The sequence below is a fragment of the Bacteroides ovatus genome, assembly GCF_001314995.1.
Taxonomy (GTDB): domain Bacteria; phylum Bacteroidota; class Bacteroidia; order Bacteroidales; family Bacteroidaceae; genus Bacteroides; species Bacteroides ovatus.
Genome location: NZ_CP012938.1, coordinates 1,024,191 through 1,050,572 on the forward strand (window position 1 = coordinate 1,024,191; position 26,382 = coordinate 1,050,572).

General features: G+C 40.6%; 26 protein-coding genes. 11 read left to right on the forward strand and 15 right to left on the reverse strand.

Going from position 1 to position 26,382, the window contains the following annotated elements; genetic code table 11:
* Nucleotides 1–45 precede the first annotated feature (45 nt).
* Complete coding sequence (locus tag Bovatus_RS04030) at nt 46–1,095, forward strand: DUF2776 domain-containing protein (protein WP_004295881.1); 1,050 nt, start codon at nt 46–48, stop codon at nt 1,093–1,095.
* Nucleotides 1,096–1,193: 98 nt separating this feature from the next.
* On the opposite strand, the gene Bovatus_RS04035 is transcribed toward Bovatus_RS04030, so the two are convergent.
* Nucleotides 1,194–2,732, reverse strand: coding sequence for a carbon-nitrogen hydrolase family protein (locus Bovatus_RS04035; protein ID WP_004295880.1), 1,539 nt, complete (start codon nt 2,730–2,732; stop codon nt 1,194–1,196).
* A gap of 401 nt (nt 2,733–3,133) precedes the next feature.
* Between Bovatus_RS04035 and Bovatus_RS04040 the strand changes: the two genes are divergently transcribed.
* The gene (locus Bovatus_RS04040) at nt 3,134–3,610 is read left to right on the forward strand and encodes a hypothetical protein (RefSeq protein ID WP_004295879.1); all 477 of its coding nucleotides are present in this window, start codon (nt 3,134–3,136) and stop codon (nt 3,608–3,610) included.
* Between the two features lie 1,072 nt (nt 3,611–4,682).
* Here the strand turns inward: Bovatus_RS04040 and xylE are convergent.
* From xylE to Bovatus_RS04060, 4 genes are all read right to left on the reverse strand, one after another.
* Entirely contained in the window at nt 4,683–6,137 is a 1,455-nt protein-coding gene (xylE, locus tag Bovatus_RS04045; RefSeq protein ID WP_004295877.1) for a D-xylose transporter XylE, read from the reverse strand.
* Nucleotides 6,138–6,275: 138 nt separating this feature from the next.
* Nucleotides 6,276–7,592 (reverse strand): xylose isomerase, encoded by a 1,317-nt coding sequence (gene xylA, locus Bovatus_RS04050; RefSeq protein WP_004295876.1) that lies wholly within the window; start codon nt 7,590–7,592, stop codon nt 6,276–6,278.
* A gap of 41 nt (nt 7,593–7,633) precedes the next feature.
* On the reverse strand, nt 7,634–9,157 hold the full coding sequence (locus tag Bovatus_RS04055) for a xylulokinase (protein WP_004295875.1): 1,524 nt from the start codon (nt 9,155–9,157) through the stop codon (nt 7,634–7,636).
* A 111-nt stretch (nt 9,158–9,268) separates the two neighbouring features.
* Nucleotides 9,269–10,000 carry an NUDIX hydrolase gene (locus Bovatus_RS04060; RefSeq protein ID WP_004295874.1) on the reverse strand — a complete coding sequence of 244 codons (732 nt, stop codon included), beginning with the start codon at nt 9,998–10,000 and terminating at the stop codon, nt 9,269–9,271.
* 340 nt (nt 10,001–10,340) lie between these two features.
* Between Bovatus_RS04060 and thiD the strand changes: the two genes are divergently transcribed.
* From thiD to sucD, 4 genes are all read left to right on the forward strand, one after another.
* Entirely contained in the window at nt 10,341–11,177 is an 837-nt protein-coding gene (gene thiD / locus Bovatus_RS04065) for a bifunctional hydroxymethylpyrimidine kinase/phosphomethylpyrimidine kinase (RefSeq protein ID WP_004295872.1), read from the forward strand.
* Between the two features lie 50 nt (nt 11,178–11,227).
* Nucleotides 11,228–12,115, forward strand: a complete 888-nt coding sequence (gene fabD, locus Bovatus_RS04070; RefSeq protein WP_004295871.1) for an ACP S-malonyltransferase — start codon at nt 11,228–11,230, stop codon at nt 12,113–12,115.
* A gap of 199 nt (nt 12,116–12,314) precedes the next feature.
* The gene (gene sucC, locus Bovatus_RS04075; protein WP_004295869.1) at nt 12,315–13,445 is read left to right on the forward strand and encodes an ADP-forming succinate--CoA ligase subunit beta; all 1,131 of its coding nucleotides are present in this window, start codon (nt 12,315–12,317) and stop codon (nt 13,443–13,445) included.
* Nucleotides 13,446–13,478: 33 nt separating this feature from the next.
* Complete coding sequence (sucD, locus tag Bovatus_RS04080; protein WP_004295868.1) at nt 13,479–14,339, forward strand: succinate--CoA ligase subunit alpha; 861 nt, start codon at nt 13,479–13,481, stop codon at nt 14,337–14,339.
* A gap of 110 nt (nt 14,340–14,449) precedes the next feature.
* Here the strand turns inward: sucD and Bovatus_RS04085 are convergent, their stop codons facing one another.
* Complete coding sequence (locus tag Bovatus_RS04085) at nt 14,450–15,229, reverse strand: DUF4396 domain-containing protein (protein ID WP_004303313.1); 780 nt, start codon at nt 15,227–15,229, stop codon at nt 14,450–14,452.
* Between the two features lie 136 nt (nt 15,230–15,365).
* On the opposite strand from Bovatus_RS04085, the gene Bovatus_RS25430 reads away from it, so the two are divergent.
* On the forward strand, nt 15,366–15,539 hold the full coding sequence (locus Bovatus_RS25430; RefSeq protein ID WP_004303314.1) for a hypothetical protein: 174 nt from the start codon (nt 15,366–15,368) through the stop codon (nt 15,537–15,539).
* A gap of 62 nt (nt 15,540–15,601) precedes the next feature.
* On the opposite strand, the gene Bovatus_RS04090 is transcribed toward Bovatus_RS25430, so the two are convergent.
* The 7 genes from Bovatus_RS04090 to Bovatus_RS04120 all read right to left on the reverse strand — a co-directional run bounded on the left by Bovatus_RS04090 (nt 15,602) and on the right by Bovatus_RS04120 (nt 22,479).
* Nucleotides 15,602–15,847: an RNA recognition motif domain-containing protein gene (locus Bovatus_RS04090; protein ID WP_004295865.1), complete on the reverse strand. Its 246-nt coding sequence runs from the start codon at nt 15,845–15,847 to the stop codon at nt 15,602–15,604.
* A gap of 276 nt (nt 15,848–16,123) precedes the next feature.
* Nucleotides 16,124–16,846, reverse strand: a complete 723-nt coding sequence (locus tag Bovatus_RS04095) for a LytR/AlgR family response regulator transcription factor (RefSeq protein ID WP_004295863.1) — start codon at nt 16,844–16,846, stop codon at nt 16,124–16,126.
* Nucleotides 16,843–17,904, reverse strand: a complete 1,062-nt coding sequence (locus Bovatus_RS04100; RefSeq protein ID WP_004295862.1) for a sensor histidine kinase — start codon at nt 17,902–17,904, stop codon at nt 16,843–16,845. Before Bovatus_RS04100 ends, Bovatus_RS04095 begins: the two co-directional genes overlap by 4 nt.
* Nucleotides 17,901–18,617 carry a histidine kinase gene (locus Bovatus_RS04105; RefSeq protein WP_224440793.1) on the reverse strand — a complete coding sequence of 239 codons (717 nt, stop codon included), beginning with the start codon at nt 18,615–18,617 and terminating at the stop codon, nt 17,901–17,903. The genes Bovatus_RS04100 and Bovatus_RS04105 overlap by 4 nt, the downstream gene beginning before the upstream one ends.
* Before the next feature lie 341 nt (nt 18,618–18,958).
* Nucleotides 18,959–19,846 (reverse strand): DUF6268 family outer membrane beta-barrel protein, encoded by an 888-nt coding sequence (locus tag Bovatus_RS04110; RefSeq protein WP_008998276.1) that lies wholly within the window; start codon nt 19,844–19,846, stop codon nt 18,959–18,961.
* A gap of 198 nt (nt 19,847–20,044) precedes the next feature.
* Nucleotides 20,045–21,547: a glutamine synthetase family protein gene (locus tag Bovatus_RS04115; protein ID WP_004295859.1), complete on the reverse strand. Its 1,503-nt coding sequence runs from the start codon at nt 21,545–21,547 to the stop codon at nt 20,045–20,047.
* A gap of 128 nt (nt 21,548–21,675) precedes the next feature.
* Entirely contained in the window at nt 21,676–22,479 is an 804-nt protein-coding gene (locus Bovatus_RS04120; RefSeq protein WP_004295858.1) for a DUF4846 domain-containing protein, read from the reverse strand.
* Between the two features lie 206 nt (nt 22,480–22,685).
* On the opposite strand from Bovatus_RS04120, the gene Bovatus_RS04125 reads away from it, so the two are divergent.
* A complete protein-coding gene (locus tag Bovatus_RS04125; protein WP_004295857.1) occupies nt 22,686–23,261 on the forward strand; it encodes a hypothetical protein in 576 nt (191 codons plus the stop codon).
* Here the strand turns inward: Bovatus_RS04125 and Bovatus_RS24550 are convergent.
* Nucleotides 23,191–23,478 carry an aldo/keto reductase gene (locus Bovatus_RS24550; protein WP_074726660.1) on the reverse strand — a complete coding sequence of 96 codons (288 nt, stop codon included), beginning with the start codon at nt 23,476–23,478 and terminating at the stop codon, nt 23,191–23,193. The two genes, Bovatus_RS04125 and Bovatus_RS24550, sit on opposite strands and share 71 nt — an antisense overlap.
* Entirely contained in the window at nt 23,475–23,639 is a 165-nt protein-coding gene (locus Bovatus_RS25435; protein WP_004295856.1) for a hypothetical protein, read from the reverse strand. The genes Bovatus_RS24550 and Bovatus_RS25435 overlap by 4 nt, the downstream gene beginning before the upstream one ends.
* A 202-nt stretch (nt 23,640–23,841) precedes the next feature.
* On the opposite strand from Bovatus_RS25435, the gene Bovatus_RS04135 reads away from it, so the two are divergent.
* The 3 genes from Bovatus_RS04135 (at nt 23,842) to Bovatus_RS04145 (ending at nt 26,372) form a co-directional block, all read left to right on the forward strand.
* Nucleotides 23,842–24,729: a polyphosphate kinase 2 family protein gene (locus tag Bovatus_RS04135; RefSeq protein WP_004295854.1), complete on the forward strand. Its 888-nt coding sequence runs from the start codon at nt 23,842–23,844 to the stop codon at nt 24,727–24,729.
* Between the two features lie 73 nt (nt 24,730–24,802).
* Nucleotides 24,803–25,513 (forward strand): DUF169 domain-containing protein, encoded by a 711-nt coding sequence (locus Bovatus_RS04140; RefSeq protein ID WP_004295853.1) that lies wholly within the window; start codon nt 24,803–24,805, stop codon nt 25,511–25,513.
* 349 nt (nt 25,514–25,862) lie between these two features.
* On the forward strand, nt 25,863–26,372 hold the full coding sequence (locus Bovatus_RS04145; RefSeq protein ID WP_004295851.1) for a hypothetical protein: 510 nt from the start codon (nt 25,863–25,865) through the stop codon (nt 26,370–26,372).
* Nucleotides 26,373–26,382: the final 10 nt, after the last annotated feature.

Consider the following 26,382-nt stretch of genomic DNA (forward strand, 5'->3'; position numbering starts at 1 on the left):
AGGTATCTCCTTGTTTTAGTGGGAAACCTAAAAGCACTTTAACTTATGAATTACGGTATTAGCATTTTATTCAGAGCAATCCCTTTGGCGATGGCTATTTTTTGCTTCGGATACGGAGCGTTTATTTATGGTTATGGAGATGACGGGAGTCGTGTTGTGGCCGGTCCTGTTGTGTTTTCACTCGGTATGATATGCATTGCACTGTTTTGCACGGCTGCCACTATCATCCGGCAAATCATACATACTTATAATAAATCGGCCAAATATGTTTTGCCGATTATAGGCTATCTGGCAGCCATCATTACTATTATTGGAGGTATCTGCATTTTCAGTAATGCCACTTCCACCTCTGCATTTGTTGCAGGACACGTTATCACCGGCGTTGGATTTATTACCACTTGTGTAGCTACCGCCGCCACCTCTTCTACCCGATTCTCTTTAATTCCGAGAAATTCAAAAGCGACAAGTAATGAAGTTCCGGAAGGAGCTTTTTCCCTTAATCAGAGACGGGCATTGGTCATTGTTGCCATCATCGTTTCGCTGATCGCATGGATATGGGCATTTGTATTATTAGGCAACAGTCATTCTCATCCTGCTTATTTTGTGGCGGGGCATGTAATGGTCGGTCTGGCATGTATTTGTACCAGTTTGATTGCGTTGGTAGCTACCATAGCACGCCAGATACGTAATGATTATTCAGAAAAAGAACGGAATAAATGGCCGAAACTGGTTTTATTAATGGGATCTATCTCTTTTGTATGGGGATTATTCGTGATTTTGGCAGATTCCGGAAGTGCAAACGGTACCACCGGATATATTATGCTCGGATTGGGGTTGGTATGTTACAGTATTTCCAGCAAAGTAATCCTGCTGGCTAAGATATGGAGGCAAGAATTCAAATTAGCCAACCGTATTCCTATGATTCCGGTATTAACGGCATTAACTTGTCTGTTTCTGGCGGCTTTTGTATTCGAGCTTGCCACTATACATGCTGATTATTTCATTCCGGCACGTGTTTTGGTAGGTCTCGGAGCTATTTGCTTTACGCTGTTTTCTATCGTTAGTATATTGGAGAGTGGCACGTCTTCCAAATAAAAAAGTATTCTATCAAAAGGGCGTCACTATATGCCCCGGATAGTGACGCTATCCAAGGCATATAGTGACGCTATCCGGACAGCATAGCGTCACTCTTTTTATTTCTTGTATCTCACCTCATACAGGTCATTCCTGCGGTCTTTCAAGTTGCGTACACTACCATAAGTATGCAACTCGTTCAGCAAATCCAGATCAACATCCGATACCAAAATCATTTCGGTGTTAGGAGTTGCCTCCGCCCTCTTTCCGTCTGTTGGAAAAGCAAAGTCGCATGGGGTAAACACACCCGATTGGGCATATTGAATATCCATATTGTGCACACGGGGAAGATTTCCGACACTTCCGGCAATGACTACAAAACATTCATTCTCGATGGCGCGTGCCTGCGCACAGACACGAACACGGGAGTAGGCATTCTGGGTATCTGTCAGGAAAGGAACAAATAATATCTGCATTCCCTGATCTGCCATCAGGCGGGAAAGTTCGGGGAACTCGACATCATAGCAGATCAAAACTCCAATCTTTGCACAGTCCGTGTCAAAAGTATTCAGAAGTTTACCACCATTAAGTCCCCAGCTTTTTATTTCATCGGGAGTGACGTGTAATTTTTCATACATTTCGTAGGTTCCATCCCGTCGGCAAAGGAAACCTACATTATAAAGCAATCCGTCCTCTTTTACGTATGGCATACTCCCGGTTATAATGTTAATATTATAGCTAATAGCCAGATTCATAAACCGTTCCCGAATTTCATCCGTATACTTTGCCAATCCGCGAATAGCCTGCGATTCTCCCTTATCGTTATACTTCGACATCAAAGGAGCATTGAAATATTCCGGGAAAAGAACAAAATCACTTTTATAATCGGAGACTGCGTCCACAAAGAATTCTACTTGTTCGAACAGGTCATCCAACGTTTTATAACTACGCATCTGCCATTGCACCAGTCCTACGCGAACCGTAGTTTTGGGACTGATATATTCTTGTGTAGGTGGCTGATAATAGATATTATCCCATTGCAGCAAACAAGCATAATGTTTTGATTCTTCATCATTTGGCAGATAATTAGTCATTACCTTACGAACGTGAAAATCATTCGACAACTGGAAAGTAAGTACCGGATCATAAATCTCGCGTTGACGTACCCGTTCGATATATTCTTTCGGACGCATTTTGTCAGCATATTTATGATAATTCGGGATACGTCCGCCAAACATAATCGCTTTCAGATTCAATGTTTCGCAAAGCTCCTTACGATATTCATACATACGACGTGCGAGACGCAAACCACGATAGCCCGGGTGGATAAATACTTCAATGCCATACAGGATATTTCCTTTGGGATTATGTGTATTGAATGTTTCCTTACCCGTAACCTGTGCATACGTATGGTCGTTCTTTACTTTATCATAATCAACAATAATAGAAAGAGCACAACCAACTATTTTATCGTCAACGACTGTGACGATCTGACCTTCCGGAAAGATTTTAATCAACTTCTGAATCTGCTCACGAGTCCAAAACACATCGCTACCGTCAGAATAAACACGGGTAAACGATTGGGATAGTTGTACATAATCTTCTATTTGCAGATTACGTATCTGCACTTTATTAATTTTTATCGGATGTTGTTCCATAACAATACGTGTTTTTATATAAAGACTGTGCAAAGGTACTGTTTATCTTTATACATTGTCATTGCAAAATTAAAAATGCATTATACTTAATTTTAATACATGCTTCAGAAATGGCTACAGTGCTTTAACATCACATAATTTTCATACAAATTCTTGCGCCGTTTAATTTGCGACTTCCGAAAATTATCGTACATTTGCAACGCATAACATTTTATACCCACAGAAGCAGTGAACCTGCTTCAACTCCAGTAGCAGGCATTTTTATGCCTGTTGCTGCCGTAGATACGCGGTTTCGTACCCCCGTGGGGAACGTTAATGCGTCCCCAGCTTCTGTGGAGTGTTATGCAACGGGAAAGGCGGAACCGTTTTTTTATTCCCGCCTATCTTAAAACCGTTGTATCATGCATGAAGAACAAAACAATGCACCTGTAAAAACCGTTCAAAGCAATCGGCAGGAAGCTAATTTTCCTAATCTGGAAGAAAAAGAAAACCTAAAACAGTTTTATTTAACCCAATCACGACGACTATGCCCTACTGTATCAGTCGATCGTTCGGAATTACAACGTTTGGGAGCGTTACACCACAAAATCAAACATTTTATTAAAGCGTTAACCAACCTCGACCGTTCATGGGAAAATGGGATGCCGGAGATGCAAAAGGCTTGCCTGCATTTCTTTTCTTTACAAAACTCACCTCGCACAGAGTGTCAAAAGATTTTTGAAGAATGGGCGAAATGGTCGAACTTCCTGATATCAGCTTCTTGCTATCGTGGTTTTGTCAGTCAGATGTTGCAGGATTATCAACGTCAATTACGTGACTTGGAAAAGCTCTTGGGCGGCAAACCTTCCGAAACTTTGGAGAATGTATCTGACCGTTAAGTCATACAGATAGATATTGCATCGAACTGACGCTAAAAGTAGTTCGTTTCTTGACGGTTTTAATTCTTTTCAGAATATAAATGAGTTAAATGATAATTTTGCGGAGTGCCCTGAAAGGGTTTAATTATATAGCGTAGGGCAACGCCCTACGTAAAAGCGACAATCTGAATTTGCGCCCTGAAAGGGCATAATTGTATATGGTTCCGCCCTTTCAGGGCTTGTGGCTGGTGTGTTTTTTTCGTAGGGCGTTGCCCTACGCTATATAATTAAGCCCTTTCAGGGCACCCCAATAAATATATAATTGTAAGGCTTTCAGCCTAACTGCAAAATTCCCATTTAACCGATAAATTCTCATTTAACCGCTAAATTCCCATTTAATTAAGAACTGTACTGAAATGAATGAAAGTTTTTCCTACTATAAAGTTGAAAAACATAAAAACATCTGCCACCTGCAACGAAACGCGTGTAATTCACTAGTTAATAGATAGTTGTAACGTGGCAGATACCTGCGGCAGATAGGTTGCAGATAAAGTATCTGCAACACGTTATATAATCAAAGAAAAAGCCTTGATTCCTTTATGCAAAGCTATGGGATAATTGGGGTGACTCTATGGAGAAATGGTGGTGTCTCTACGGGGAAACGATAGTATCCTTACGTAGAAACTGTAGTGTCCCGCCTTAGAAACTCTCGTTTCCTGCCGTGGAAACTGTAATTTCTAATTCCGGGAACGACAGTTCCCCGCCTGGAAACGGGAAGTTAATGTATACAATAAACTTTTGCCCTCCTGGAGAATTGGCTTATGTAAGGTTTATACTGTGTGGCAGATACTTTGATCTGCAACCTATCTGCAACAGTATCTGCAACGCTCCAACTATTTATCAACTAGTGTATTACACGCTTTTCGTTGCAGGTGGCAGATGTTTTCATGTTTTTTCAACTTTATAGTAGTTCCCAAAAGTTTCAAATAAAAACAATTATGACACCATACCATTGGTACGATGTCATAATCTTAATAGAACCATGCCAAGAAATCGAAGTCATAATGACATGATGAAATTACACTAACCTAATTTATTTATTTTTCTTCCAAAGTTTGCTCATATCTTCCAGTGTCTTACCTTTCGTTTCAGGTACCCAACGCCAAACGAAGATGGCAGCAGCCACACAGATTATTCCATATAAACTATATGCAAACATCGGGCTGAAGTCGTACAGTGCTGGGAAAGTAGAAGATACAATGTAATTGAATATCCATTGGAAAGCCACAGCGATTGCCACTGCTTTACCACGAATGGTGTTCGGGAATATTTCCGAGATCAACACCCAGCAAATCGGTCCCCAAGACATCATAAAGAATGCTGCATACACAATCACTGAAAGTACCGGTAGAATACCCTTTATTGCCATGCTATCACACATTGCTACTGCAAAGGCTCCTACAGCCATACCGATAGAACCGATTATCAACAGCGGTTTACGTCCGAAGCGGTCTACAGTGAAGATTGCAACCAATGTAAAGACAATGTTTACAATACCCATAATAACTGTTTGCATCATGCCACCTCCTTCTGCACCTGCATTTTCGAAAATACGAGGAGCATAATAAAGTACCGCATTAATACCGATAGCCTGTTGGAATACAGAAAGTAAAATACCGATCACAATTACTGCCACTCCATAAGTAAAGATTTTCTCTGTCTTTTCATGAGCAGTAGCTTTAATATCATTAAGAATTTCCTGTGCTTTTGTCTTACCATTGATCTTTTCAAGGATCGAATAAGCCTTTTCATCTTGCTGTATCAATACAAGATAACGAGGAGTCTTGGGAACAAAGAACAACAACAGGCCGAAGAAAGCGGCAGGGAAAGCTTCCGAACCGAACATGTAACGCCATCCTTCATAAACAGTCCACATATCAGATTCAGCACTAACAGACAGTACACCGGCTGCATCTTTCAAAATAATAGGATTTTGATGGTCGCCCATAATCAGGAAATTCACGAAGTATACTACCAACATACCGAAGATGATAGCAAACTGGTTACACGATACAAGCGTTCCACGAATATTAGAAGGAGCAATTTCAGCAATATACATCGGACAGACTGCAGAAGCCAGTCCAACACCGATACCGCCCAAAACACGATACAAATTAAAAGCAATCAGCAAATCCATGTTCGGCTTTCCATATTCGAAGAATAAGACTTCCGGATAATAGGAACCTAATGCTGAAAGGAAAAAGAGTACGGCAGCAAGCCTTAGAGAATTACGACGTCCCAAACGGGAAGCAAATATACCGGAGATCGCACCACCCAGTACACAGCCAATTAATGCACTGGAAGATGTGATTCCATGCATTACTTTATTGTATTGAAAATCAGAGGCCGAAAGGAAAAAAGCCTCCAAGCCTTTCTCCGCACCGGAAATAACTGCTGTATCGTATCCGAAAAGCAGTCCTCCCAAAATGGCGACAGAGGTTATCGAATATAGGTAGAGTTTACTACCTTCGTTCGTTGTATTAATCATGGTTATAAGTAGATAAAGTAGTGTTGTAGTAGTTGGATTTATATCACCACAGATTTCACAGATTGACACAGATAAAATTCAAAATAAGAGAGAAGAAAATTAATCTGTGACGATCCGTGTAATCTGTGGTGGGGTTAATTAGCAATACATATTCAGAATTGCTTCATAAAGCTCTTGTTTACCGCTAGTCTGCTTCGGTTCACCGTTTGCTTTAGCATAAGCAACTACATCTTCCAAAGTCAACTTGCCATCTTCAAATTCTTTACCTTTACCACCGTCGAATGAAGCGTAACGGTCAGCCAACATTTTCTTATAGGGAGATTCGTTCAGCAAAGCAGCTGCACTTTCCAATGCACGAGCCATAGCATCCATACCTGCGATGTGAGCGATGAAGATATCTTCCAGGTCAGTAGAGTTACGACGAGTTTTAGCGTCGAAGTTTGTTCCACCGTTACCCAAGCCGCCGTTGCGGATTATTTGCATCATAGCTTGTGTCAATTCGTAGTTGTCAATCGGGAATTGGTCTGTATCCCAACCATTCTGATAATCACCACGGTTAGCGTCGATAGAACCCAACATGCCGTTGTCTACTGCTACTGCCAATTCGTGTTCGAAAGTGTGACCTGCCAAAGTTGCGTGGTTTACTTCAATGTTCACTTTGAAATCTTTATCCAAGCCATGAGCTTTCAGGAATCCGATTACTGTTTCTGTATCTACATCATACTGATGTTTTGTCGGTTCCATCGGTTTCGGTTCAATCAGGAAAGTACCTTTGAAACCACGGGCACGAGCATAATCACGAGCGATGGTCAGCATTTTTGCCAGGTGTTCTTTTTCACGTTTCTGATCTGTATTCAGAAGAGACATATAGCCTTCACGGCCACCCCAGAATACATAGTTCTGACCACCCAGTTCAATAGTTGCATCGATTGCATTCTTGATCTGAACAGCAGCACGAGCTACTACGTCAAAATCAGGGTTAGTAGCAGCACCGTTCATATAACGTGCATGGCCAAATACGTTGGCAGTACCCCACAACAGTTTGATGCCAGTTTCAGCTTGTTTCTGTTTTGCGTATGCTACGATTGCTTTCAAGTTAGCTTCGTATTCTTCGATGCTTGCACCTTCAGAAACCAAGTCTACATCGTGGAAACAGTAGTATTCGATACCCATTTTCTGCATGAATTCGAAACCTGCGTCCATTTTATCTTTTGCAGCTTGTATAGCGTCAGCATTACTATTCCAAGGGAATTGTTTTGTTCCGCCACCGAATTGGTCGCCACCTTCAGCACACAAAGTATGCCACCATGCCATAGCGAATCTCAACCAATCTTTCATCTTCTTGCCGTTGATAACCTTTTCAGCATCGTAGTAACGGAATGCCATCGGATTCTTACTATCTTTACCTTCGAACTTAATCTTTTCAATTCCCGGGAAAAATTCTTTTGTTGCCATAATTCTTTTATTTTTAAAATGGTTATTATTTAAATTGTTAATTATTTATCTGAAGACAGAACCGGAGCCGGTATGTTACCGGTCATCGACTTTTCAAGACGGTATTTCCATTTTGCATACGCGTCAGCATATTCTTGGCGTTTTGCCACATTAGGTTCAATCACATCCAGTTTGTCAAGCGTAGCAAATGCCTCATTGTTATCCTTATAGATACCTGCACCGATGCCCGCACCTTTCGCAGCGCCTACGGAACCATCCGTATCGTAAAGCTCGATAGTAGCTCCTGTGACTCCCGCCAAAGTATCGCGGAAGATAGAACTCAAGAACATATTAGCGTGTCCGGCATGGATCATCTTCACAGGAATTCCCATTTGCTCCATGATATCAATGCCATATTTAAAAGAGAATACAATACCTTCTTGAGCGGCACGGATAATGTGGTGTTTGCCATGTGCATTGAAGTCCAGTCCACGTATGCTGCAACCGATTTCCTTATTGTTCAGCATACGTTCGGCACCGTTACCAAAGGGCAGAATACTGATTCCCGCACTGCCGATAGGAGCTTTGGAAGCCAACACATTCATTTCATTATAAGATATTCCTTCGGGAGCAATGTTGCGTTTTACCCATGAATTGAGAATACCCGTTCCGTTGATGCAAAGCAATACTCCCAAACGTGTCTGATCTATGGTATGATTGACATGCGCAAAGGTATTGACGCGTGACTGCGGATCATAGTTCACTTCACCATTCACGCCATAAACCACTCCCGATGTTCCTGCCGTAGAAGCAATCTCTCCCGGATTAAACACATTCAAAGAAAGGGCATTGTTAGGCTGGTCGCCTGCACGATAGGTAATCGGTGTTCCTTCTTTCAGTCCAAGCTCTTTGGCAGCTATTGCATTTACACGTCCTTGTTCAGCAAAAGTCGGTTTAATATCTGCAATCAAAGAAGAATCAAATCCGTAATAATCCATTAAGAAATCAGCCACCCGATTGTTCTTGAAATCCCAGAACATACCTTCCGAAAGCCCGGAAACAGTTGTACAGATTTCTCCACTCAACTTCATGGCAATATAATCGCCCGGCAGCATTATCTTATCAATCTGCTCATAGATGGCCGGTTCGTTTTCTTTAATCCACGCCAACTTGGAAGCAGTAAAATTCCCCGGTGAGTTCAACAAATGAGAAAGACATCTCTCCTCCCCGATTGTCTCAAACGCTTTCTGACCGTATGGCACCGCACGAGAGTCACACCAGATGATAGCAGGACGCAATACATGCTGATTCTTATCAACACAAACCAATCCGTGCATCTGATAAGAGATACCGATGGCTTTAATTTCAGCGGCACTCACTCCGGATTCGGTCATAATAGCCTGCGTGGACAACTTTAAGTTTTCCCACCAACTTTCAGGATCTTGTTCCGCCCATCCGGGATTCACTGCAATAATATTCGCTTCTGTTTTCGGAAAAAATGCCGAGGATACACATTTACCAGTCTCCGCATTTACCAAACTCGCTTTTACAGACGAGCTACCTATGTCATAACCTAATAGAAACATAATTTTATTTACGATTAAACGATTTACTATTTACGATTTACGCTCAATGTCCGACAATTAATGCTTTAACATTCAACGCCTAATACTTGATACTTAATACTTGAACAGGATTTACCTCCTTACCTTATTATATATCTTCTTATCAAATTTATAATAACGGGCAGCACGGTGAGCCACTCCTTGTTGTTTTTCTTCCAAAGGAACTACATATTCCATCATTGCTATTTTTTTATGGAAGTTACGCACGTCCACGGCTTTGTCATATACTAATTCAAAAAGAGTCCTTAATTGTGCGGCTGTAAATTTACGCGGAAGCAGTTCGAACAACATGGAAGGATTAAATTCTACGAACTGACGAATATAAGTCATTGCCTCCTTTATAATCAGATTATGGTCGAAAGCCAGTGTTTTCACGTCTTTCAAAGCGACCCAGCAAGCCTGGTGATCGTCCAGATTCTTATCCAACGTACGATCTATCTTCACCATCGACAAATATGCAATGGTAACAATACGCTCCACTTTTGACTGCATAGCTCTTTCCAACCAACGTACATCTTTCGGATTACTCGTTCTGTTTTTAGAACCAAATGCTTTAAACTGCATCAGATTCACATTTTTAAGTCCTGTCAGTTCATACAAAACTCGTTGTGCAGCTTCATCCAAGGCTTCATCCATATAGATAAGACTTCCGGGAAGTTTCATATCATGATATACTTCTCCATTATCCTCACCTGCACGTTTTACAAGCAACACTTTCAGTTGTTCTCCGTCAAAACCAATCACTACACAGTCTACTGATATATGATTGTTTGCTAAAGGTGTATTTTTCTGTAAATTTTGCATATACATTTCTTTAAGACGATGCAAATATAGAGGCTACAAACCATCAAAACAAAATAAGAAACATGCTATAAAACATTGTTTTTCATATAAATACATATCATACATTCTACAATATGAATAGTTAGTGTTATCTTACGAATTACAATATGTATTTTAGTATTTCCGCGAGTGAGTAATTGTATAAAGTACAAAAACTAGATGGACGCTTTATTATCAGTACTTTTCATATCATTTCCAGCAGATAGCGGTAAAGGTACTTATTGTATTTTAAACGATATGCCATTTTGTACCTTATCGTTTTTTATTCTATCTTTGTCGGGTAAATATTAAAAAAACTAAAATGGAACGTCATCCAGTCATTTTATCCATTGCCGGCTCCGATTGTTCGGGAGGCGCAGGTATTCAAGCAGACATAAAAACAATCTCCGCTTTAGGTGGCTATGCGGCATCGGCTATTACTGCCATCACCATACAAAACACACTGGGAGTACGTGCCGTACAATCTATCGCCCCTGACATTGTTCGTGGACAAATAGAAGCAGTGATGGACGACCTGCAACCGGTTGCCATCAAAATAGGAATGGTAAATGATATTCAAATTGTTCGTGTGATTTCCGACTGTTTACAAAAATATTCACCTGCATACGTCGTCTACGATCCGGTAATGGTGTCTACCAGCGGAAAGAAACTCATGACAGATGAAGCTATAGAAGAAATAAAAAAAGAACTTTTGCCGCTTGTGACATTAATCACCCCCAACATCGACGAAGCGAAGGTGCTTACAGGTAAAAGTATTCACAACATTCAAGACATGCAGGCAGCCGCCAAAATGCTGACGGACGATTATCACACTAGCATCTTGTTAAAAGGCGGACATCTGGAGGGAGACAATATGTGCGACCTTTTGCACACGTCCGAATCTATCTATCATATATATGAGGAGAAAAAGATAGAAAGCCATAACCTGCATGGAACCGGGTGTACCCTCTCCTCTGCCATTGCTACTTATCTGGCCAAAGGATACCCCATGCGAGAATCCATCCAGCACGCTAAAACGTATATCACTCAAGCTATTATCGCAGGAAAAGAATTGAATGTCGGACACGGCAACGGCCCTTTATGGCATTTTCCGGACTCCGTTGCACAAATGTGTACATTTTGTGCGGTTGTATCATAAAAATACGTAACTTTGCACCCGCAATTAAAAATCAATTAAATAATAAAAATATGAAAGCATTTGTATTTCCCGGTCAAGGCGCTCAATTTGTAGGAATGGGTAAAGACCTGTATGAAAACTCAGCTTTAGCAAAAGAATTGTTTGAAAAAGCAAATGATATCCTCGGATATCGCATTACAGATATCATGTTCGACGGCACAGACGAAGATCTTCGTCAGACAAAGGTTACTCAGCCTGCCGTATTCCTTCACTCTGTTATCTCTGCTCTTTGCATGGGTGATGACTTCAAACCGGAAATGACTGCCGGCCACTCACTTGGTGAGTTCTCTGCATTGGTTGCTGCCGGTGCATTGAGTTTTGAAGATGGATTGAAGCTTGTGTATGCACGTGCAATGGCTATGCAGAAAGCTTGCGAAGCTACTCCTTCCACCATGGCTGCTATTATCGCATTGCCGGATGAAAAAGTAGAAGAAATCTGTGCAGCAGTAAATGCAGAAGGTGAAGTTTGCGTACCGGCCAACTACAACTGTCCGGGACAAATCGTTATCTCCGGCTCTGTACCGGGTATCGAAAAGGCTTGCGAACTGATGAAAGCTGCCGGAGCCAAACGTGCTCTTCCGCTGAAAGTGGGTGGTGCTTTCCATTCTCCATTGATGGACCCTGCCAAAGTTGAATTGGAAGCTGCTATCAAGGCTACGGAAATTCATACTCCTAAATGTCCGGTATATCAGAATGTAGACGCACTTCCTCACACTGATCCTGCAGAAATCAAAAAGAACCTGGTTGCCCAGCTGACTGCTTCCGTACGCTGGACACAGTCTGTTAAGAATATGGTTGCCGACGGTGCTACTGATTTTACAGAATGTGGCCCGGGTGCAGTACTTCAAGGACTGATTAAGAAAATTGACGGTACTGTCAACGCTCACGGTATTGCATAAGCATCCGTAAGAAAGACTTTATCTTTAAATATATGAAGCGTGTTGGTAACTATTGCCAACACGCTTTTTTATATTAAGCCTATTCATAGCATACGGATTAACATGTTGTATAACACCCCATTACTTTTCTTTTCCGGCAAACTTTCCGTATCTTGCTATTGTTTTTATTACAGGAATCATTTACTCAAATTTATGAGCCATGAAAATACATGAATATCAAGCGAAAGAGATTTTCTCCAAGTACGGAATACCTGTCGAGAGGCACACTTTATGCCGTACAGCCGCAGGTGTCATAGCCGCTTACCGGAGGATGGGAACAGACAGGGTGGTTATAAAAGCACAGGTATTAACCGGAGGCCGGGGAAAAGCCGGAGGAGTGAAACTGGTAAACAATACGGAAGATGCTTATCAGGAAGCTAAAAATATTCTCGGAATGAGTATTAAAGGACTTCCGGTCAATCAAGTACTGGTTAGTGAGGCGGTAGATATTGCTGCCGAATATTATGTCAGTTACACCATCGACCGAAATACACGTTCTGTCGTTCTGATGATGAGTGCATCCGGCGGTATGGATATCGAAGAAGTAGCCCGTCAAACACCGGAGAAAATCATCCGATATTCAATCAATCCATTTATTGGTCTTCCCGACTATCTGGCAAGGCGTTTTGCTTTCTCCCTCTTTCCTCAAATGGAGCAGGCGGGTAAAATGGCGGCCATCCTTCAGGAACTTTATAAGATCTTCATGGAAAATGATGCATCATTAGTGGAAGTAAATCCGCTGGCACTAACCAAGAAAGGTACGTTGATGGCTATTGACGCAAAGATTGTTTTTGATGACAATGCGCTCTATCGCCATCCGGAGGTACATGCTTTATTTGATCCGACGGAGGAAGAAAGAATAGAAGCAGACGCTAAAGATAAAGGATTCAGTTATGTCCACATGGATGGTAACATCGGTTGTATGGTAAATGGTGCCGGACTCGCTATGGCTACTATGGACATGATTAAACTTTATGGAGGTCAGCCAGCCAATTTTCTCGACATTGGTGGTAGTTCCAATCCTGTCAAGGTAATTGAAGCCATGAAACTTTTATTGCAGGATGAAAAAGTGAAAGTGGTCCTGATTAATATTTTTGGAGGAATCACCCGCTGTGATGATGTAGCAATGGGGCTTCTTCAGGCATTCGAGCAGATAAACAGTAATATACCTGTTATCGTACGGCTTACAGGCACTAATGAGCATATCGGACGGGAACTGTTACGGAATTACAGCCGTTTCCAAATAGCCACAACGATGAAAGAAGCTGCTCTTATGGCTCTGAAAGCATAATAAGTACCCAAATCATTAATAAATAAAGCAATTATGAGCATATTAATAGATAAATCCACCCGCCTGATTGTACAGGGAATCACCGGGAGAGACGGGCTTTTCCACGCCAAGAAGATGAAAGAATACGGAACCCATGTTGTTGGAGGAACTTCTCCGGGCAAAGGAGGAACAGATGTAGACGGCATCCCCGTATTCAATACTATGTATGACGCGGTTGAACAAACGAAAGCCAATACTTCTATCATTTTTGTTCCGGCACGTTTTGCGGCAGATGCCATTATGGAGGCAGCAGATGCGGGCATCCGGTTAATTGTCTGTATTGCGGAAGGAATCCCCACGCTGGATGTAATTAAGGCGCACCAGTTTGTCGAACAAAAAGGTGCTATGCTGATCGGCCCCAACTGTCCGGGACTGATCTCTCCGGGAAAAAGCATGGTAGGCATTTTACCGGGACAGGTCTTTTTAGAAGGAAATGTCGGAGTTATCAGCCGTAGCGGAACACTTACTTACGAGATTGTGTATCACTTAACAGCTAATGGTATGGGACAATCCACCGCTATCGGCATCGGGGGCGATCCTGTTGTAGGTCTTCATTTCCGTCAACTGCTGGAGATGTTCCAAAATGATCCGGAAACAGAAGCAATCGTTCTGATTGGAGAGATTGGAGGAAACGCAGAAGAACAAGCGGCTGAATATATCCGCAATAATGTAACCAAACCTGTAGTGGCATTTATTGCAGGACAATCAGCTCCTCCGGGGAAGCAGATGGGACATGCAGGAGCTATCATTTCGGGAAGTTCCGGTTCGGCAAAAGAGAAGATTGAATCTTTAGAAGCTGCCGGTATCCGGGTAGCACAAAAACCTTCGGATATACCGAAATTATTGAAAAGATAAACTCCCAAAGAGAAAGAAAAGACAAAAGTAGTCATATCATAACAGATGCAGATTCACTCCCTCAAATAAGTAATTACATACTTATCGTTTAGAGTAAATCTGCATTTATTTTACATACCTTTCTTTATACCTAATTTTATAAGAAGAGCATTCATAGGATATGCACAGAAGAAACCGAAAAGCATAGCCAACTGCATCATAAACCAGAATATCCATGTGTCTTTGGGTAATGGTTCATTGATGAACAATACAAAATAGACAATCGCCATCCAGCCATACATTCCTACCTGCCAGGATAAAAGAGAAAAGAAATCCGCTTTGAAAGCACGAGCCAAGGCATTACCTACCGATATTTTTTCCATCTCCCGAATAGCATAGAATTGGAAATAAACACCAATCATCAAAGCCAGAATAAAGTCAAGTACCCAATTACCAAAGAGCTGACTTCCTGCCACAGTTACAGGAACATAGTTTGTGAACCACTCTCCTATGATATCTGCCAATGTACATCCTGCACCACAATGAAGCGCCGACAAAGCTACCGATTGCCAATAAGGACGTTGCATTCCTTGCATCGACATTTCTCCCTGCATGGCCATATCCATCTCCATATTATCTTTCATACCGGACATATCCATTCCCTTCATATCAGACATATCTTTCATGCCAGACATATCCATTTTCATCCCATCATCCTCAGCTTTCATCGGACTACTCCGTCCAAACTTATTATACGCCCATAAAGCTAAATAACTTCCCCATAATGCAGATAATATCCAGACTGCATTCATTATCTTCATTGATTGCGGACGATGTGTCAGGTCTATGGCAATATGTACTGCAATTCCGATACCTGAACATACTAAGAAAACGGCTATTAAATTGAGCATGGCTGTATGTTTTTTAAAGATTCAGATTACAAAACATCCTTTATTTGTGAATAGTTCACCCCATTACTTTAATTTTATCCCGTCGAACTATTCCCTACACGAGTTGTTATCATTTTATAATCAAAACAATAGAATTATGAGCAGACGTAGACAATTAGAGCATGAAGTATCTGTTGCTCAAGAAAGAATAAAGAAAGCTGCAAAAGATACACCGAAGGATATCCTGAAATTATGGGAACAAGAGCTGGTAGACCTGGAATTGGAACTCAATAATATGGTGGATGATGAAGAAGATAACAATGAGGATTAACAGAAGAAAGGCGCGCTAGTTACCTAGTGCGCCTTTCTCTATTACTGTATATGTATTCAGTATTAATTCTTTGGCAATGCTTCTTTTACTACCATTGAACGACCTACATATTCTGCACCGTTCAATTGTTCGATAGCTTTAGCAGCTTCTGCATCATCCGGCATTTCGATAAACGCAAAACCTTTTGATCTTCTAGTTTCACGATCTGTGATTAACTTTACTGAAGCAACTGTTCCATACTCTTCCATTACATGTCTCAAATCTGATTCCTTAACATTATAGCTAAGATTTCCAATGTACAAATTCATAAAATACAAATATAAAAAATTAATAATTCAATAAGAAAGTTTTAGGAAGATCTTAATTAGAGATGGATATGCTCAAATAAATGAGAAGATTCATGTAAAAAAATCAAATCGTAATAAACCTCTTTATTGTTGTTGGTACAAAGGAAAGCATTATTTGGGGATATTGCACTATATTCTCTCCTTTTTCTTTCTGCAAAACATCTTTTTTATGAAAATAGGCCAATACTTAACGTTCTTATTCTTTTTATACCAAGCCATTCCATGTAAACTACCGGATTAGTCTTTCTGCAAATTCTTCGCTACAAATTCCTCAAAAAACGTTTTCTTATAGTTTCCACCTCCTATTCCTATCTCATAAGACTTAATAAAAATATCATTGGTATCAAAAGAGTCAATCCGTGAAGTATTGACAATATAGGACTTGTTTATCCGGAGAAACTGTTTAGCGGGCAGTTGCTCATGAATATTTTTCAGATTCATCTTAGTAATCACCCGCTGACCTTCCAATTGGAGAATGGAATAATCCTTTAGTCCTTCAATAAAAAGAATATCACTGAAGTTTATCTTGATATAGCGTCGTTCCGATTTGATGAAGATATATTCTTCCTGTATCTCCTCCACTCTTTCGGCTGTTTCCGACAATAACAGTTTATGATATGCTATTGCCTTATTGACTGCTTTCAGAAAACGGTTCATTTCAATGGGCTTCACCAGATAATCAATGGCACTTACTTCATAACTATCGAGTGCATATTCCGCATACGCCGTTGTAAAGACAATCAACGTATTCACGGGAATGCTTTGCGCAAATTCTATTCCGGTAATTCCCGGCATCTGAATATCAAGGAAAATCAGATCAACCGTATATTCATTTATATAAGCGGACGCTGCGATAGCATTATTAAAGCTACCCACCAATGTCAGTTGTGGAATCTGCTCCACCAATGACTTCATACCTTTGCGAGCTACCGGCTCGTCATCAACAATAATACAATTCATAAGTTTAGATGTAAGTTGACATTATAAGTTGTTTCTTTATCTTCTATCTGTAGCGTATACCGTGATTCATAAAGTAAATCCAGTCTGCGTTTCACATTGGCCAACCCTATTCCCCCTTCCCGCTTAACAGGAACACGGGGCTTAGAATTTTCGCAACGAAACGTCAACTGTTTATTATGCACAGAAAAATACAAGTGAACATAAGATAAATTGTCGCTATCCAAATTATGTTTCACCGCATTCTCTACAAAAGGGATAAACAATAACGGAGGAATACAGATATTCTCCATATTTCCCTCTTGAAAGATTGTATATTCAAAATGATCCCTTCTCACCTTCTCCAATTCAAGAAAGCTGGTGAGAAACTGTATATCTGCAGTAAGAAATACTTCTCTTCTTGTACTGTCATTCAACTGGTAGCGAAGTAGATTGTCCAGTTTCTCCAATATCTGTGAAGCCTCATCCGGAGCATCCTTTACCAAAATATTGGCATTATTCAGCATATTAAAAAGAAAATGCGGATTGATCTGTTTCTTTAATTGTTGCAATTCTGCCTGTTTAGTCGCCTTCTCCAATTCAAGAATCTTTTTATCGGAGACAACCCAACGGCGAAATAGTTCAAAGCTCGTACAGCCACCTGCACTTAATAGCAGTACTAATACTCCATAAGCAATACTATCAAAAGAAACAGCATGGTTATCCTGTATACAAAACCCACGAATACCGTATCGTTGATATAATGGAGACAGAAATATAAATCCTAATAATACACTCACTAAATTGACTCCGAGAAACGAAATCCAATAACACCATAACTTGCGCTTGGCTTTATACAGGAAACGGGGCACTAACCAATATATATTCAGATAGATAGGAAATGCAAAAACCAATATACTAACCGGATATGCATATAGGAAACCTTCTCTAGTAAAATCTCCATATACATTCTGAAAGCCCAAAAAGAGTATAATAAATAGCAATAGTAAATTACTGATAAGCCTGAAACGGTCATTTACCAGATTCTTCCCCCAATCGTATACATTCCAGGTATCTTTCATAATTCCAACATTAAACCAATGGTACACAGTGCCTCATCATTATAGCCACTTTTTAATTGATAACCTCCCGGATATAACAAGTCCAATCGTTGCCGTAACTTGTCAAAAGCAGGTGCTACTTGTAGACTTTCCTTTTTTCGCAGACAGTATGTACAAATAAATCGAAGCTGATTCTCTTCCATTTGAAAATCGATCCTTATATTTTCTCCCTTTCCATTCTCTCCACATACAGTTGTCTGAATCACATATTCTATCACAGGCATAAACAATAAAGGAGGAACTTGTATATAACGCACTTCATTCAGGATGTTGACTTCAAAATTAAACTCCGGATTACATAGTTTCTCCAACTTCATATAATCAGTCATAAAATCGATATCATCTCCCAACAATACCTGTTGCCGTTCACTTTCATAAAGTTGGTATCTAAGCAACCGACTTAATTTAAAGATAAGCAATGACGCCTTTTCTCCATCTTCTCCCAGCAAGGTTCGTACCTTATTCAATATTCTCGAAAAAAACTCCGGTTGGAGTTGATCTTTCAAATGATTTAGATCAGTCTGTATGCTAATATTCTCCAATTCATTTAATCGTTGTTGATAGGCCACCCAACGATGCAGAAAAATAGTAAAAGAAAAAGCCAGGAAATAGAGTATCAGTGCCAATGCATTTATCAACAGAAAGAAAGGGAGATCACTGTTTAGTCTTTGCATCTGTTCGGGTATAACATAATATTGCCCTAGAAAACAAATAGCACCAACCATGGCGGTCAGCATAAATCCAACAAGGCAACTCAAATATATGATATACTTTTTATATCTACGCTGAAACAGATAACCGGGAATTAACCAGTAAGTATGCAGATTTATGATTCCCCATAGAATGACAGAAAGTAAAAGACTAACTCCCGTAGAAAGATTTAGCCCTAAACTATCGCTTTCGACAAAAGTGCCTCTGAACACTAAAAAGGAGACTACAAGAAATATCCCAATTTGCTTCAGTAACGTATATAATAGTATCTTAACTGACATCAGGCGATAAAGTTACCATTTTTTTAGAACTTATACTTCATTCCCACCGAAACATACATTGCCGGTTTAAAATATGGATCAGTATCTTTAGACATATCTTCGAAGAAAGCCTTTAAAGTGCGGGTAGTGTAATAAGCTATTCTGCTACACGACACACCGGCAGTAGCAGTGATTGAAAAAGAATTCCCCATACTTACTTCCGGTTGTAAACCTACAATAATGAATTGCTGGGAAAACATAGTATCTTTTCCTTCTCTTTCCAACAATGCCAATGACCCGTTCATCTCTGCCACGATCCTTAGATTCAGATATTTATTCATTTTCATTCCTGCCGATACTTCCATGGCATTCAGCATCGAAACTTTAATTTGATAACGTCCTTCAGTGCTCCAATCAAAATAAATAGCAGGAAATACCATCGGATAACCAAATGTGTTGTTCACAGCCAATCCGGCCCCAAGAGATAAATTGGACTTGAACTGCCGGATGAAAATAACTCCTCCCTGTCCCAGAACATTCTTCAGTTTTACATCAGAAGAGGTATAGACGCCTGCACCGACAGTCGTCAACAAAAGCCATTTTTTGCTGATAGGGCGAATATTGGTTACGCTCAACTGCATATTTATAATTTGATCTATGTAAGATTGAAGATTCTTATTATTCATTGCCGTATAGCTTCCTCCTGCCGAAATCATCCAAAGAGTTGGCTGATTTCTTTCATTCATTTTCTGTGATACGGGAATATTGACGTTCCCTTCCACAAAGCACATATCCCCTTTCCCGGGATACTGTCCATTTTCATCTTTATATCGGGAAGAAGATATATACCCGGTTTTCACAGTAACCTGTGCCTGTATATTTTCAGGAAGTAATAGAAACAAGGCGAACGCACTTAACAAAATAATCCTCATTCTTTTATCTGTTTTAGGGTTTGAATGAGACAAAAGTAGAGTTTTACCGATCTGCGTAGAGAGTTTGTAGACCAAACCCGGCATTAAGTAGACCAAACCTGTAAATTTGTAGCCTGTTTGGTCTGAATGTATTATATAAAAAAATAAAAGACTACCTTTCAACCGAAGATAGTCTTTTATCCGTATATCATTTTTTAATTATCCACAATGGAAATACTTATGTACGAGATCTAACATCTCCATCGGCTTTCCTTCCAAATCCGCACGCAATGTTTTATCTTCATAACCACGAAGTCTGCGGATGATACCATCAATCATTGCCGGGCTGAATACATTATATTGTTCAAAGATTGCCCGTTGTTGTTGCAGGCAATCGGCAGAAGCTTCACAGCTATCCGGCAGTTGCGCCAGTGATTTCAGCTTATCTTCGTTTTCTTTCTGATGGATATTCACATTTACATAAGTTTTTTCAGCAATGTCCAGCGCATTTTCAATCTCAAAACCATGACGGCAGGCAACAGCCAAACCAGCCAACAGTTGATACAAATCTGCCGAACCATCCGGAGAACGCATTTCTACAGTCTGCTTCTGGCTGGTGTCAAAATGACTTTCAGCTTCCAACGGATTTGCCAATGTACACATATCTGTTTTTGCAGCCCATCCCAGAGGTACACGCACTAATACAGAGCGGTTACGATCTCCCCAACAAACATTGGTAGGTGCTTCCTGATGAGGAACGAGACGGAAATAAGAAGTAGGGTTGGTATTTCCAAAAGCAGTAATTGACGGAGCAAGCACCATCATTCCGGCAATTGCCTTGCGTGCTGTTTCCGACAAAACACCGTCTTTCAGCATCTGGTTCTTTCCGTCTTTCATGATACGCATGTGGACATGCAAGCCCGAACCTGCTTTACCTGCCGTAATCTTTGGAGCAAAGGTTACATTGTATCCATATCTAAATCCCAGGTTACGAATCACCCATTTGGCAATCATTAATTGATCTGCTGCCTGCGATACGGGAACCGGCAGGAATTCTATTTCATTCTGCTCATAGATATAACCATCCAGCGTAAAATTACCCACTTCGGAGTGTCCATACTTTATTTGCCCGCCTGTCTGTGCGATGTAAGACATACATTGAGTACGGAACTCATTGAATTTAGCATAAGGACCCGATTCGTGATAACCACGTTGGTCGGTTGCCTGAAACATACCAGTATCCGGAGCTATTACATAATATTCCAATTCGCCCATTGCCTGAAATTCCATTCCGGTAACTTCTGTAAAAGTTTTGCTTGCTTTGTAAAGAGTGTGTTCTGGTGCACTTTCGAGGGGTTCGCCGTCTTTATTGAAGAAAGAGCACAGCATAGACAGCGTCGGAATCTCGGCAAACGGATCAACGAATGCTGTGCAAAAACGGGGAATTACATAAAGGTCACTACTGCCCGCTTCTATAAATGAGAAAAGACTGGAACCGTCTACCCGTTCTCCACATGTGAGAATAGCTTCCAGATAAGCTTGATTGTTGATGACAAAGTTCAGAGTTTTCAGACGCCCGTCTCCCGCCGGATACATAAAATTAACCATGCGGATATCTTTTTGCTGGATAAATGAGATAATGTCAGCTTTTGTAAACTCTGAAGTTGTTTTTTGAAGGAATGCCACCAACTGGTTAGCATTCATTGATAAATCATAATTCATAATCGGTTGTTTTTCGTTGTTGTATGATTAAAACGGTTTGTTGAATGCCAAAGATAAGGAAAAGATGGAAAATCGAGTAAGAAAAGATTTAATTATTTCTTTGCTATGTTGCATTTATGTCTATTATCCTATTTAAAACGCTTCAGGTCTTTCTTCTCAAAAATCCATTCCGGAGTGTATAGTTTCCCTGCATCCGTTTCCGTCAGCTCGTACCAGGGAGAAAGGTTGCGGCTGGTTGGATTGACCAGGATATGAATCTGTTGGGCAGGCATATAGCTTTGTGCCAGGAGAAATACTTTCTTCCCGGTATTCGGATGAATGGCAACATCCATAACAATCACAGCATGACCGGGTGAACCACCTTTAATAAAGACATCCCCGGGTTGCAAGGAAGTATAAAGCACAGCTGGGAGTTCACGAGATAAAGAGGCAGTTCCGGCATACATAAAAACCATATCGAGATAGTTACGGAAAGTTTTATAGGAATAATCCACTCCCTTGCCCGAAGCATACCATTGAACCTGATTATCGTTGACTTTTATTCGATTTCCCTCCGCCCATTTCTTATATTCGGCAGTAAATCCACTTGTGAAGTTGAATTTTATGTCTGCATACCGTTTATGTTTCCACAGATATTCCGCCCGCAAGCGTATCACTGCATCGGCACACTGCTGCAAATCACGATTGCCTATCTCCATATCTACGACTGCAAATGCGGCTGCCTGATTGGCTTTTTCTTTTCCATTGTAAAGTAACACTTTACTGCCTTTAGGCAATAATGGCAAATTGCGCAAATAAGTTGTAAACGAATTATCGGAGCAGGTCTCTCTAACATATCCTGACGGAGGAGCGATTCTATCCGCAAGCCTCTCCTGTCCCCATGAGTGAAAGACTATGAGAAGCAAGCCTGCACATATTAACAAATACTTCATATCGGTTTTTCTTATTCCATATCCGGACAAATATAAGTAATTATTATTGAAAACGAAGTTGAATGTCTGTTTTTCTCCCGATTGAAGACGCTATCGTCTTAAAAATATGTAATATCGGATTCTGACTAAAACAAAGTGGCCTATACTCTCTTTTTTCTGTAAGAATAGTGCGAACTTTGTTTTCTACAAATTATAATAGTGTTTTTATGGAACAGGTGGTAGATTTAGCTTTGCCAGAATACTTTGAAAGAATATCCGCAGAAGCTACCTTTCAGGAGCAATTGTCCGTCATAGATATAGATAACTCCCGTCGTTCGCCGGTTCAAGTCAAAAACTATCCGATACGCTTAAAAGGCTATTCCCTCATCTTTGTTCTTTCCGGAGAAATTACAATAGGAATAAACTATTTATCGCATACACTGAAAAAGAACATGGTGATGCAGGTGTATCCGGATGATATTATAGAGCACACAGCTTATTCAGCCGATTTCAAGGGCTATCTCATCATTCATTCTGCTGAATTGAAAAAGGAAATAATGGCTATGACATCCGGCATCCGTCTGCAACAGGCGGGTCAGTTGAAGAAATTACATACCAGGCAAGAGTTGAGTGAGGAAGAAAGCCTGCGTTTGAGAAAACAGGTTGAACTCATTAAAAGTTATATTCCTGATAAAGAACACGTCTACCACTCTTATGTCATCAAGAATCAGATTATAAATCTATTCTTTGACCTTGATAACTGCCGCTGGCATAGGTATGGCGACGGAGAACGGCACCAATAGTATCTTCCACCGGGATGTGCGGATTGATGCGTGCTGGCTGATAGAGTTCAACGTAATCTGTGCCTAATCGTTTCAAAGTGTAAACCAGATAATTTTGTACGTTCTGCGGACGGACGTCAATACCATAGAACCGATCATCTGAAGTGAGCATTCCACCAAACTTGACGGCAATAAAAATGTCTCCGCGCTCCCGGGTTTTCAAAGCCTCGCGGATCACCAGTTCACTTTCTCCGTGACCATAAAAGTCAGATACGTAATTCCACTGTCTAGCGCGGCATGTATCGTGTCGACTCCCTGCTGAACGTCAGCCATTCTCATGGCACCCAGTCCGATACGCGAAAGGGTGATACCATTGATTTCTTTATTCAAATACTTCATTGTTTCTTTTATTATATAGTACTAATTCGATTGCAAATTTCGGATAAATTCCTTCATGATACCAGAGCAATATCCGTTCATTTTTGGTCATTATCCGTCAAGAAGCCTCTTTCTCATGAAATGTCTCAAACATACTGATTATAAAAACCAATTGACTGCCTCAACTGTTTAATTTAAATAGAACTATTAAAACTACCGTCACATGAAAAAGGATATTCTAAAAGACCTGCTGGCAAAGCCCGGAAAGAAACAGTTGGTATCGGATTTTGACTCGTCATTCACTGGCGATTTATCCAAGCAAGACGCTAAAGAACAACTGGCAAAGGATATTGAGAAGCTTTCGGAGCTGCAAAGTATGCTTTATGCGCAAGACCGGTATTCAATCCTGATTATCTTTCAGGCGATGGATGCTGCAGGAAAAGACGGGACTATCAAGCATGTGATGTCCGGCATTAACCCACAGGGATGCCAAGTGTATTCGTTCAAACAACCGTCTGCTGAAGAACTGGACCATGATTATCTCTGGCGTATCAATCGCTCTCTCCCGGAAAGAGGACGAATCGGCATTTTCAACCGTTCGCACTACGAAGATGTGCTGATTGCCAAAGTGCATCCGGAAATTATTCTATCCAACAAGTTACCAGGTGTCGAAACCATAAATGACATTGATCCCGACTTCTGGAAGCGTCGTTATCGACAGATCAACGATTTTGAACGCTATCTGACGGAGAATGGAACGATTGTCCTGAAATTCTTTCTCAATGTATCGAAAGCCGAACAGAAAAATCGATTCATGGAGCGACTGGACGATGCATCTAAAAACTGGAAATTCTCTTCGGCGGACATCAAAGAGCGTCAATTCTGGGAGGACTATATGAATGCTTATGCCGATGTACTGACGGAGACATCAACGGAACTGGCTCCATGGTATATAATCCCTGCCGATAATAAATGGTTCATGCGTTACGCAGTAGGACGAATTATTTGTGACCGGATGCAGCAATTGGATTTACATTACCCCAAACTGTCGAAAGAGGGATTGGAGAAGCTGGAAGAGTGTAAGAAAAGTGTATCAAACATTAACTTTTAAATCACTTGCACTTATCCTTTTTTATTCTAACTTTGTAGAAAGACCTACATAAAGAACCAAAATTGATAAGCTTATGGACATCCAAACTTTTATTCAAAATTTCAAAGAGGCATTCGGAGAAAATGCTGAATTGCCTCTTGTTTTCTGGTACTCGGACGAGCAAAAAGGAGAAACAGAAAAGATAAACGGTTGCTTCTTCAAAGGTATGAAGACGGTAAGAGATGGTGGTATTATCAGCCTGAATGCTGAAAACATCGGTTGTGGCGGCGGTAAATTCTATACTGGCTTCACCGAAATGCCAGAACGTGTACCGACTTTCGTTTCGCTCAAAGAGAAATACAAACAGACTCCTGAAATGGTCATCGACTTTATACAGCAAATCGGAGTTCCCCGAACAGAAAACAAGTATCTTCATTTTGCACGTATAGATAAGGTAGAAAGCCTTGAAGAAATAGAAGGTGTCGTATTTCTGGCAAATCCGGATATGCTTTCGGGCTTGACCACTTGGGCTTTTTATGATAATAACGCAGCAGATTGCGTCGTTTCTACCTTTGGTTCCGGCTGTAGTGCTGTAGTGACGCAAGCCACGATAGAGAATCGTAAAGGAGGCAAACGCACTTTCCTCGGTTTCTTCGACCCATCGGTTCGCCCTCATTTCGAAGCTGACAAACTAAGCTATACCATACCTATGTCCAGATTTAAAGAGATGTATGAGACGATGCGCCAAAGTTGTCTATTCGATACGCATGCATGGGGAAAGATTAAAGAAAGAATGAACGGATAATCTCCCATAACGAAATTGCATATCATTATACAATTATCGGGACATTAGGTATGCTTATTCCGAACATACAAGGCTTCTCTTTCGTTGTTATAGGAAGAAACTGCCACTTGATACTGACAATTCATTATCAAGACAGATATTTTCTGAATATCAATCCCTGCCTGTCCTATTTTGTTTCCCAGTGTGGAACTTATAGTTTCATGCCGGGAAACTAAAAGTTTCAAGCGCCTGAAACTTTCTTTTCCTACAGGATTAAAATAATATATCAGTCGGATTAAACCTTTTATCTGGAGAAAAGTCTTATTATTAATATATTATCGTTCTATTCAACATTAAAGTATCAACGAAAATGGAAACATCCGTCAAACTCTATTCGCTGAAACACAGCAATGTGAAAACCTACCTGTTCGCCTTACTATTTGTAGCGGGTAACATTGCACTTCCACAATTATGCCATCTTGTACCTTATGGTGGTCCTACCCTGTTACCTATTTATTTTTTCACGCTGATTGCGGCTTATAAATATGGTTTTCTTGTAGGATTATTGACTGCTATTCTTTCACCAGTCATCAATCATTTATTGTTTGCCATGCCCTCGGAAGCGGTACTTCCCATCCTATTAATCAAATCGTCCTTACTCGCCGGAGCTTCAGCTCTTGCAGCACGTACTATAAAATCGGTTTCATTACTGGCCATTCTTGGTGTCGTACTCACTTATCAGGTCATAGGCGTTGCATTTGAATGGGCCATCGTCGGAAGTTTCTACGAAGCAGTACAGGACTTCCGTATCGGTATTCCGGGAATGTTACTGCAATGGTTCGGCGGATACGCCCTCCTGAAAGCAATTGCCAAACTCTAAACTAATATAG